The organism is Paucibacter sp. XJ19-41 (assembly GCF_028462495.1).
Lineage (GTDB): Bacteria > Pseudomonadota > Gammaproteobacteria > Burkholderiales > Burkholderiaceae_C > Roseateles_E.
This window is the reverse complement of the sequence record NZ_JAQOWX010000076.1, coordinates 18,431-29,026: the sequence shown is the minus strand read 5'-3', so window position 1 is coordinate 29,026 and position 10,596 is coordinate 18,431. Positions and strand designations below refer to the sequence as shown.

Below are 10,596 nucleotides of genomic sequence, written 5' to 3'. Positions count from 1 at the left end.
CGGCCTCGTTCCAGCGGCCCAGCTTGTGCAGCGCCGTCTCGGCCTCGGCCAGCGCGGCCGCGTCGCCGGCACAGCGCAGCCCGGCCAGCGCCGCGATGAAGACCACCAGCGGCACCGCATGCATGCCGCGCGCGGCGGCGAACAAGGCGCTGGCGGCGCGCGCCTCCAGCAAGGCCTCGGCCGGTCGCTCGGCCAGGAAATGCAGCAGCGCGCGCCAGGCATGCAGAAACATCAGCCCGGTCTGGTCCTTGCGCTGCTGGTAGATCGCCGCCAGCGCCTGGCCGGAGCAGGATCCGCTCTCCAGCGCCTGGGCCGGCAGTGTCGGCTGCAGCAGCTCCTGCACCAGGGCCAGCAGCGCGTCCTGATAATCGGCGGCCACCGGCTGGCGCATGCGCTGCAGCGCATCGCGGTGCACGGCCAGGCTTTGCGCCAGCGCCGGCAGCGGCTGGCCGGCCAGGAAGGCGTGGCAGTCATGCACATAGAGACCCAGGCCGGCATGGCGCAGATTGCCGCCCTCCAGGCCGTTGCGATGGGTCTCCATCAGGCCCGGCAGTCCCTGGCTCAGCGGCTCGATCCAGTGCTGCAGAAAGGCGTTGAAGGAGAAGCCGGCATGGGCATAGACCTGCAGCCAGCCGTGCTCGCGCACCAGCTGCATCGACAGCCGGCCCAGCGCATAGGCCTGGCGATAGTCGCCGAGGAACTCGGCCCACATCAGGCCCAGCACCGAATAGGCCGACAGCGCCCCCGGCACATGGCCATGGGCCATCATCAGCCGCACCTGGAACACCGTCAGCAGCGGCAGCAGGGCCGGCCGCGCGATATAGGCGGCGGCCGTCATCTTGGCGCTGATCGAGATCAGCTGCAGCATGCGCGCGTCGCTCATCGGCGCCAGCGCGGCCAGTGCCGGTAGGCCCAGCGCGTTGATCTCGTCACGGACCGCCGCGACCAGGGCCACCACCTGGGCCGGCGAGTCGGCCTGCGGCAGCTCGGCGCCCAGCATGGCCAGCACCTGCAGGCCCAGGTCCAGGGTCTCGCTGAGCTGGCCCTGGGCATAGCTGGCTTCGATGCGCACCTCCAGCAGCCGGGCGCGCTGGGCCGGCTCGTTGAGCCTGGCCAGCGCGGCAGCGAGCAGCTCGTCCATGCGGCCATGCCGGCCGCTCAGATAAGCCATGCGGGCCGCCTGCAGATGCAGTTCCAGCAGCGCCTCGGGCCGCTCGGCCCAGGCCGCCGGGTCCTGCAGGCGCAGCGCCATCTCGGCATAGTCGGCGGCCAGATCGAAGGCGGCCGCATGCATCGCCTGCTGCGAGGCCTGCTCGTTGGCCAGGGCCAGCGCGGCGCGTTCGTCGGCCTGGCTGATCAGAGCCTGGGCGGCATTCAGATGGTTCAACACATGGAAGGGCAGGGCCGCCGGTTGCTGGTGGCGCGAGCGCAGCAGGCGGCCNCGCGGCGCGTTCGTCGGCCTGGCTGATCAGAGCCTGGGCGGCATTCAGATGGTTCAACACATGGAAGGGCAGGGCCGCCGGTTGCTGGTGGCGCGAGCGCAGCAGGCGGCCGATCTGCAGATGCAGGCGTGCGCGCGAGTGCTCGGGCACCAGGCGCCAGGCCGCCTCCTGCACGCGGTCGTGGGCGAAGGCATAGCGCACCGCGGCCTCGCTCGGCGCCAGATGGGCGGCGTAGCGGTAGAGCTTGTTGCCGGGCACCAGCAGCTGGGCCTGCAGCGCCGGCAGCAGGCCGGCGGCGACCTCGGCGCCGGGGCGGTCGAGGGCGGTGGCCAGCGTGCCGAGGTCGAAACTCCCGCCCAGGAAGGCACCGACCGAGAGCATCCGGCGGCAGTCCTCGGGCAGGGGCTGAAGCTGCGCCAGCATCAGCTCGACGACGTTGTCTGCCATCTGCGTCTGGGCGATCTGTGCGGCCGACCAGTCCCAGCGCTGGCGCGCGAGGTCGAAATGGATCAAGCGGCGCTGCGCCAGTTCCTCGACGAAGCGGCGCAGGAAGAAGGGGTTGCCGGCGGTCTTGGCCTGGCATAGCGCGGCCAGCTCGGCGACCTCGGCGGCCGGTCTGTGCAGACTGTCGGCCAGCAGCTGGCCGATCTCGCCGGCGCCCAGCGGCGCGATCGCCAGCGCCAGAAAGCGCGGCCCCAGTGCGCGCAGCTCGGCCAGGTCCTGGCTCAGCGGGTGTTCGGGGGGCAGCTCGTTGTCGCGCCAGGCCAGCACGATCAGGGTGTGGCGCAGCTCGGTATCGCTGGCCCATTCGCGCAGCAGGCGGCGCGAGCTGCGGTCGGCCCATTGCAGATCGTCCAGGAACAGGGTCTGAGGCTCGTCCTCGCTGGCCAGCGCCGCCAGGCACAGGCGCAGGCTGCGCATGAAGCGGCTTTCGGCCTCGGCCGGCGCCAGCGCCACCGGCGCTGCCGGCTCGCCCAGCAGCGGCCTGGACTCGGCGATGGCCTCGGCCACGACGGCCGCCGCGTTGCCCAGCCGCTCGCACAGGCGTTCGCGCCAGAACTGCTGGCGCGCCGGCGCCTGGGCCAGAATCTGCTCGGCGCGCTGGGCCAGCAGGCTCAGCAGCGCGCCATAGGGCTGGTGCTGGCCGAACTGGTTGAACTTGGCCGCGACAAAGCTGCCGCGCTGGGCCAGCAGGCTGCGCTGCGCGGCGTTGACAAGTGCAGTCTTGCCTATGCCCGAGAAGCCGGCGATGCCGACCAGCTGGCTCGCGCCGGCGGCGGCGGCCTCGAAGGCCGCGCCGAGCTGGCGCAGCTCGGTCTCGCGGCCATAGAGCCGGCCGCTGAGCTGGAAGCGGCCGCTGCGGTCGCCCCGGCCCGGCATGAAATGGGGCGGTTCGCGGCCCTCGGTCAGCGCCGTCAGGCACAGGGCCAGGTCTTGCCTGAGGGCCGGGTGGCTCTGGTAGCGGGCCTCGGGTTCCTTCTGCAGGCAGCGTTCCAGCACGGCCGCCAGCGCCGGCGAGGCATCGGCGCGCCGGGCGGTGGCCAGCGGCGCCGGCACAGCCAGATGGGCATGGACGGCCTGGGCGGCGTCCTGGCATTCGAACAGCGGTGCGCCGGTCAGGGCCTCGTACAGCGTGGCGCCGAGGCTGTAGAAATCGGCCCGGTAGTCGACATCGCGGCTCATCCGGCCGGTCTGCTCGGGGGCCAGCGTGGCCAGGCTGCCGTCCAGCGCGTCGGCGCGCAGCAGCAGCGCACGCTCCTGGGCGATCTCGGCGGCGATGCCGAAGTCGCACAACAGCATGCGTGCCAGCGGATCGTCATGCTGGGCCAGCAGCACATTGCCCGGATGCAGGTCGCGGTGCACGACGCCTTGCTCATGGATGACTTCCAAGGCATCGACCAGGGCCAGTCCCAGGCGCAGCACGGCCGGCTGGCTCAGCGGCGCGGCGCCGCTGCGCAGCCGCTGCCGCAGGGTCTGCAGGCCCAGGTCGGGCAGGCGCATATAGGGGCGGCCCGCATGGCTGGCCAGGGCCTCGGGGCGCAGGATATGAGGGTGATCGAAACGCCGCGCGATCTCGAACTCGTAGCGAAAGCGCGCCAGCTCGGCGGCGCTGGGCATGGTCGCTCGCAGATAGACCAGCACCGCCCGCTGGCCCCGGGCATCGACCGCGCGCAGCACGCCGTTGCGCCGGCTGCCGGGCAGTTGTTCGGTGATCTGCCACCCATTCACACTGTCACCGAGACCCCAACCAAGGTCCCCCTGTGCCTGACGAAGCATCTGAAACCGCTTTTCTCTGTCTGTCACCGATGAGCTGCAAATGTAACCGCCCGACCGTGACAGGCCGGCGCAGACCGTGGCTAGGGGCATGATGGGGCCTGGACGCCGACCCGGAGAGCGCTGTGAAGAAACCATCCCAACGACCGGCCGCGCTGATCCGCGATCTGCGCGGCGGCCTGCGCCTGATCACCGACGGGGTCGGCGGCGTGACCGGCCTGGTCGAGAGCCTGCACGGCCGCATCGCCCGTGTCGCGCCGCCGCTGGGCCGGGTGGCGGATGCGCCGACGCGCGGCATCACCGGTCTGGTCTATCGCAGCATCCGCGGCACCACCGGTCTGGTGGGCGCGGGCCTGGACGCGGCGCTGGCTCGCCTGCAGGAGCAGTTGCAGGCGCAGTTACAGGATGAGCCCGACGCCCAATCTGGTCGGCGCCGCGAGGCCGTGGTGGCCGCGCTCAATGGCGTGCTGGGCGACCATCTGCTGCGCAGCGGCAACCCGCTGGCGCAGCCGCTGGAACTGCGCTTTCAGGGCAGTGGCCCGAAGCCGCTGCTGCTGATCCATGGCCTGTGCATGAACGACCAGCAATGGCTGCGCGACGGCCATGACCATGGCCAGGCGCTGGCCGCCGAGCTGGGCTTCACGCCCGTCTATGCGCGCTACAACAGCGGCCTGCATATCTCGGCCAACGGTCTGGCCCTGGCCGAGGAACTCGAGCGCCTGCTGCAGCGCTGGCCCGAGCCGGTCGAGGAACTGGCCATCATTGGCCACAGCATGGGCGGCCTGGTCGCACGCAGCGCTGTCCAGCAGGCCTTGCAGCGCGATATGGCCTGGCCGCTGCTGCTGCGCCGCCTGGTCTTTCTGGGCAGCCCGCACCACGGCGCGCCGCTGGAGCGGGCCGGCAACTGGCTGCACCAGGGCCTGGGGCTGAGCCCCTATCTGGCGCCGTTCACGCGCCTGTCGGGCCTGCGCAGCGCCGGCATCACCGACCTGCGCCATGGCAATCTGCTGGAGGCCGACTGGGTCGGTGAAAGCCGTTTTGCCGGCCGCGACCGGCGCGTGGTCGTGCCGCTGCCCCTGGGCGTGAGCTGCTATGCGGTGGCCGGCACGCTGGGGCGCAGCGACGGCGGCCGGCTTGCAGATGGGCTGGGGGACGGGCTGGTGCCGCTGGACAGCGCGCTGGGCCGCCATGCCCATCCGCAGCGCCGGCTGCGCCTGCCGGCCTCGAACCACTGGGTCGCGCGCGGCACCCACCACCTGGACCTGCTGAGCAGCCCGGCGGTCTATGCCCGGCTGCGGCGCTGGCTGGCCTGATCCGGCTCAGCGCCGGGTCGAGAAGGGATAGGCCGGGTCGTTATAGCCCGGCGTCGAGGCATGACCTGGCACTACCAGCGAATCGACCAGTGCCTCGTCCTCGGCTCCGATGCTGCAGTCCAGCGCGCCCAGATAGTCTTGCCACTGGGCCAGGGTGCGCGGGCCGGCGATCACCGCGCTGACTGCGCGGTGGGCCAGCACCCAGGCGGTGGCGAAATGGCTCAGGGAACGGCCGCTACCCTCGCAATGCGCCTTCAGCGTCTGCGCGATCTGCAGCGACTCCTCGCGGAACTCGGTCTCCAGCATGCGCTTGTCGCCGCGCCCGGCGCGCGTGCCGGCGTCCGGCGCGACACCCGGCGCGTACTTGCCCGACAGCACGCCGCGCGCGATCGGGCTGTAGGGCACGACGCCGATGCCGTGGTGAGCGCAGACCGGCAGCACCTCGACCTCGGGCTGGCGGTTCAGCAGGTTGTAATAGGGCTGGCAGGCCACCGGGCCCGGCATGTTCAGCGAGCGCGCCTGATGGACGATCTCGGCGATGCGCCAGCCGCAGAAGTTCGACAGTCCCCAGTAGCGGATCTTGCCGGCGCGCAGCAGCGCTTCGATGGCGCGCAGCGGCTCCTCCAGGTCCATGCCCAGGTAGTCGCGGTGCAGGTAGTAGATGTCGATATGGTCGGTGCCCAGGCGCTGCAGGCTGGCCTCGCATTCGCGCAGCATCCAGGCGCGCGAGTACTGCGACTCGTTGGGCCGGCCCGACATCTTGTTGCCCAGCTTGGTGGCCAGCACCCAGTCGTGGCGGGCGCCATCCTTGAGCAGCGCGCCGACCATGGTCTCGGAGGCGCCGGTGCTGTAGACATCGGCGGTGTCGATGAAGTTGACGCCCTGTTCGCGGGCATGGGCGACGATGCTGCGCGCCTCGCTGATATCGGTCTGGTCGCCGAACATCATCGTGCCCAGGCACAGCGTGGAGACCTGGAGTGGGGACTTGCCGAGGGAGCGGTAGTGCATCGTGCAGCTTTCTTTCCTATCGTTGCAAAGTGAGTTCGAGTCTCAGCGCGCGCTCGGACTTGTTGGACCACATCCAGCAGTAGTCCTGGTCGACGGCGGCCAGCAGCTGGCCTTCGGCCGCGCCGGCGCCATCGATTTTGGCCGGGTAGCTGACCTTCTTGCCTTCGTGATAGTGGATGTTGAAGTTCGTCGGCGCCTCGGTCCGGAAGTTCCAGGCCACGGTCTGGCCCTTGGACAGCTTGCCGCAGACCTCGGCGAACTGGGCCGGCGCGATGCTGGCCTTGTGCTCGAAGCGGCCGGATTCGCTCCAGCGAATCTCGACCAGCTCGGCCCGGGCGGCGAACGATGCCAGGCTCAGCAGGGCGGACATGAACATCAAGAGCAGCGAGGGTCTCATGGATATCTCAATCCTTGTGGGGGTGGCTCAGCGGGCGATGGTAATGCGCATGGCTGTGTCGCTGCGGGGTATTGGCAGTTCTGCTTGCCGACAAGCGAGCCTTGACGGCTGCCACCAGGGGTTCGATGGCCGAAGGCGGGAACGGGGACACGCTGCTGACGTTGATCTCGCAGAGCACGAAACGTTCGGCCTGCTCGGCCGTGGGCTCGCCGAACATGAAGTCGCAATCCCACAGCATCGGCAGTTGCTCCCGTGCGAGGCCGACCCGCTGCCTCAGGAGCTCGATCCAGCCGGTCTCCAGCAGCCGCCTGAGTGACTGGAACTGCGGCCGGTCGGCCGGGTGATAGTGGCGCGGCCCCGGCATCGGTGCCGCCTCGCCCGGTCTACCCGGGTGAAGCGCATTGAGCGCTTGATGGCCGAAACCCACGACCCGATCCTCGACAAGGTAGGCGCGCACCATGCCATCGACCAAGCGGGGCTGCCAGGCTTGGTCGACCATATGACCACCATGCTCCGGCTCGAAATAAGTCGCGAGATGCGACAGCAATGTGCTCATAGCGATGTGCTGCTCCTCACAGCCGCGCTGGGCATGGCGCACCGCCAGCAGCGCCGAGCCAGCGAGCTGCTCGACCCGCCACACCCCGATGCCGCTGTGGCCGCGGTGCTGCTTGAGCACGCGCGCGCCGATCTGCAAGCGCTGAGGCAGTTCTTCGGCCAGTTGCGCGAGGCTGTCGACACGAACTGCATCGCTGCCGAAGGGCAGCCCGCGCACATCCAGCAGCACGTCCTTGGTGCCCAGGCGCAGGATGACGTCCGGATGCGTGCTGACGAAGACGCCGGCCTGCGCGAGCTCGCGCAGCAGCGTGTCGAGCCGATCCCGACGGCGGCCGGATTCGATCGGATTGCTCCAGACCAGCACGCCGTCGACGCGGCGCAGCTGCTCGGCGACCTCGTCGGCAAAATCATCGTGATAGATGGCCGGTTCTGCCAAGACGCCCGCAGCAGCGAAGGCTTCGAACAGCATTGCGAAGCGGCTCTCGCCCGGGTCGCTGCGTTGGCGTGCCCCGTGGTCGCCGGGATAGAGCAGGGCCAGGGTCGGTGGGTGCTCGGCAGCCATTGCTCAGTCCTTCAACGCGGGCGGGATCGCCGGGCGCCTTCAACCGGCCGTGCCGCTGGGCTGCAGCTCGCGCCCCTCACGGGACCAGCGGTCGATGCCACCAACCAGAAAGCGCGCCCGGATGCCTTGAGCGCGCAGTCGCAGCGCGGTCGCACGACCGACTTCATGGCCATAGACACAGTAGACCAGCACCTCGCTCCCCGTGGCCAGTGTTGCGGCCCATTCTGCGACGCGGGCCGGATTGCGCCAGCAGGCGCCGGGCAACATCGTCGCGGCCTGTTCGTAGATCGCCTCACGGCGCACATCGAGCAGGCTGACCCGCCTGGGATCGACCGTGTCCGGATCGGCTGCCAGTTCCTCGCTGGCCGCCTGCACGGCCTGCTGGTAGCGCTGGTAGACCTCGTCCCAGGCGATGGTGGCCATGAAATCATCGACATCAGCGCCAGCCTGGGCGCCATGATCGAGAGGCTTGGCAAGCTCGCGCGCGTCCATCGCCAGGATCGGCGTACCGCCGGCCATCGCCTCCTCGGGGTTTGCCACCCACTGGTTGAGCAGCCGGCCCTCGCGCGGATGCAAGCTCAGCAGCAACCGGCCCGAACCGTCGCCCGAGGCCTTGCCCATCGCGACAAAGTCCTCGCGCCAGCCCTCCACGCTGCCGAAGCTGGCGCTCAGGGCCAGCGCCATCGCCGGGGCCATGTCTTGCCCGGCACGGCCGGGGTCTTGAATCGGTGTGTCCATCAATACTCCTCAGCGAAGCGCCAGGCCGGGCAACAGGGTGATGCCCAGGCTGATCAAGGCGCAGATCCCCAGCAGCGGCATCACTCCCATCTTGAAACGGAACAGGGCCAGCGCCGCGCCCAGCGCGATCAGGGCCGAGGCCCCGTCGAAGCGGCCGGCGAAGCCCTGGGGCCACAGCACGTGATAGGCGAAGAACATCGCCAGATTCAGGATCACGCCGACCACGGCGGCGGTGATGGCCGTCAACGGCGCGGTGAATTTCAGATTGCCGTGGGTGCTCTCGATCAGCGGGCCGCCGGCGAAGATGAAGATGAAAGACGGCAGGAAGGTGAAGAAGGTCACCACGCTGGCTGCCGTCGCACCGGCCAGCAACAGCGCATCGGGCCCGAACACCTGCTGGGTCCAGCCACCGACAAAGCCGACGAAGGCCACCACCATGATCAGCGGCCCCGGTGTGGTTTCGCCCAGCGCCAGGCCATCGATCATCTGCGCGGCGCTGAGCCACTGGTGCTGCTCGACCGCGCCCTGGTAGACATAGGGCAGCACCGCATAGGCGCCGCCGAAGGTCAAAAGCGCGGCCTTGGTGAAGAACCAGCCCATCCGGGTCAAGGTTCCCTCGAAGCCATAGGCCGCGACCAACAGCGCCATCGCAGTCAGCCAGAGGCCCAGCCCCATCCCCAGGACCTGGACCAGGCGGCTGCGCTTGAAGCGCGCGTGGCCGGGTGTGGGCGTGTCGTCGTCGATCAGTGCCGGCCCGTAGCTCTGCTTGGCCACCCCGTGGCCGCCGCCGATGGCAAAGACCTGTGGCGCATGGCGCCCGCCGAAGTGGCCGATGACGGCCGCCAGCAACACGATCAGGGGGAAGGGGGCATCGAGCGCGAAGATCGCAACAAAGGCCGCCGCAGCGATACCCCACAGCCAGCCGTTCTTCAAAGCGCGGCTGCCGATGCGGTGGGCGGCATGCAGGACCAGGGCCGTCACCGCCGGCTTGATCCCATAGAACAGGCCGGCCACCAAGGGCATCTCGCCGAAGGCGATATAGATCCAGGACAGCGCGATCAGGATGAAGAGCGAGGGCAGCACGAACAGGGCGCCGGCGACAAGGCCGCCCCGGGTCCTGTGCATCAGCCAGCCGATATAGGTGGCCAACTGCTGCGCCTCGGGGCCGGGCAGCAGCATGCAGTAGTTCAGCGCGTGCAGAAAGCGCTTCTCGCTGATCCAGCGGCGCCGCTCGACCAGCTCGGTGTGCATGATGGCGATCTGCCCCGCCGGGCCGCCAAAGCTGATGAAGCCCAGCTTGAGCCAGAAGCGCAGGGCCTGCCAGAAGCTGACCGGTTCGGGGCGGAAGGGGGCGCTGCTCATTCGGCCTGGTCCTTGTTGAAGGCGGTCTGCAGACCTTCGAAAACGCCGGCCGCGGCCAGCAGCAGCTGGTCATCGTCGGCAATCGCCTCGCGCATCCCGGCCAGCACCTTCTCGACACCGGGCGCCTCCGGGGGCTGGATGCCGCCCACGTCGAGGCTGTGCACCAGCAGGCCCAGGCGCAGCAGGGTGGGTGTTTCCAGGCCGAAACTGGCCAGCAGGGTCTCGAAGGTCACGCGCGCGCCGACATGGCTGAAGGTGGCACCATCGAAATCAAAGCCCAGCGCCTTCTTCGGGCAGTCGGCCGGCGACTTCAGCCACAGAAAACGCGCCTCGGGATCGATATGTCGGCGTATCAGCCAGGCGCTGGCCAGTCGGTCCACCCAGGGGCGCTGGCGTGTGGCCCAGAGCCGGCCACGATAGCGCGCCGGATCCAGCCGGGCGATGGCGTGGGCGGCTGACCGGGGTTCGTCGGGCGACATGGCCTGGTGGGCGCGCTGTTCCAGCGCCTGCAGCGCGGCCTCGGCCTGGCGCTGTGCCTCGCCGGCAAAGAAGTCGATGGACACCAGCTGCTCAAAGCTCTTGCGCAGCTTGCGGCTCTGCTTCAGCAACTCGACCGCGTTGTCCGCACGGCAGGCGCTGATCTGGCCCATCAGTTCGGCGAACTCGGCGTCGCGTGCGAACAGCGGCGGGAACTCCGCCGTTTCGCTGATGGTAGCCAGCAGATGGGCCTGACCGGCGTGGGCGCGCACATCCTCGGCCACGGATGCCAAGGTCCGGGCATGTGACTCCTGCTCAGGAAGCAGGTAGACACCATCCCGCAAAACCGCCGCGCCGCAAGCCTTCAGCGCGCGCCAGCTGCGCATGCGGGCGGTGGCGTTCTCGGTGGGCAGCGAGAGTATCAGTAGCAACCATTTCATTTGTAGATATTAATACACAAGGTAGTAA

The 10,596-nt window shown here is 69.5% G+C and carries 8 protein-coding genes and 1 pseudogene; 1 reads left to right on the top strand and 8 read right to left on the bottom strand.

What is annotated here, in order from left to right; translation table 11 throughout:
- Together PO768_RS29305 and PO768_RS29300 are read right to left on the bottom strand one after the other, a co-directional pair.
- Positions 1 to 1,141, bottom strand: a 1,141-nt coding sequence (locus PO768_RS29305; RefSeq protein ID WP_442953251.1) for a hypothetical protein, incomplete at its 3' end; no start/stop codon positions are given.
- Between the two features lie 1,081 nt (positions 1,142 to 2,222).
- Positions 2,223 to 3,719, bottom strand: a pseudogene (locus PO768_RS29300) (serine/threonine protein kinase); the annotation flags it as partial.
- A gap of 122 nt (positions 3,720 to 3,841) precedes the next feature.
- Between PO768_RS29300 and PO768_RS18685 the strand changes: the two are divergent.
- Positions 3,842 to 5,029: an esterase/lipase family protein gene (locus PO768_RS18685; protein WP_272647258.1), complete on the top strand. Its 1,188-nt coding sequence runs from the start codon at positions 3,842 to 3,844 to the stop codon at positions 5,027 to 5,029.
- A 6-nt stretch (positions 5,030 to 5,035) separates the two neighbouring features.
- On the opposite strand, the gene PO768_RS18680 is transcribed toward PO768_RS18685, so the two are convergent.
- From PO768_RS18680 to PO768_RS18655, 6 genes are read right to left on the bottom strand one after another with little or no spacing between them, the layout of a single operon-like run.
- A complete protein-coding gene (locus tag PO768_RS18680) occupies positions 5,036 to 6,037 on the bottom strand; it encodes an aldo/keto reductase (protein ID WP_272647257.1) in 1,002 nt (333 codons plus the stop codon).
- 16 nt (positions 6,038 to 6,053) lie between these two features.
- The gene (locus PO768_RS18675; RefSeq protein ID WP_272647256.1) at positions 6,054 to 6,434 is read right to left on the bottom strand and encodes a hypothetical protein; all 381 of its coding nucleotides are present in this window, start codon (positions 6,432 to 6,434) and stop codon (positions 6,054 to 6,056) included.
- Between the two features lie 7 nt (positions 6,435 to 6,441).
- On the bottom strand, positions 6,442 to 7,551 hold the full coding sequence (locus PO768_RS18670; protein ID WP_272647255.1) for a Cj0069 family protein: 1,110 nt from the start codon (positions 7,549 to 7,551) through the stop codon (positions 6,442 to 6,444).
- Between the two features lie 39 nt (positions 7,552 to 7,590).
- Positions 7,591 to 8,289, bottom strand: coding sequence for a Fe-Mn family superoxide dismutase (locus tag PO768_RS18665; protein ID WP_272647254.1), 699 nt, complete (start codon positions 8,287 to 8,289; stop codon positions 7,591 to 7,593).
- A 9-nt stretch (positions 8,290 to 8,298) separates the two neighbouring features.
- Positions 8,299 to 9,651: a chromate efflux transporter gene (chrA, locus tag PO768_RS18660; RefSeq protein WP_272647253.1), complete on the bottom strand. Its 1,353-nt coding sequence runs from the start codon at positions 9,649 to 9,651 to the stop codon at positions 8,299 to 8,301.
- Positions 9,648 to 10,568, bottom strand: coding sequence for a chromate resistance protein ChrB domain-containing protein (locus tag PO768_RS18655; protein ID WP_269838052.1), 921 nt, complete (start codon positions 10,566 to 10,568; stop codon positions 9,648 to 9,650). The genes chrA and PO768_RS18655 overlap by 4 nt, the downstream gene beginning before the upstream one ends.
- Positions 10,569 to 10,596 lie beyond the last annotated feature (28 nt).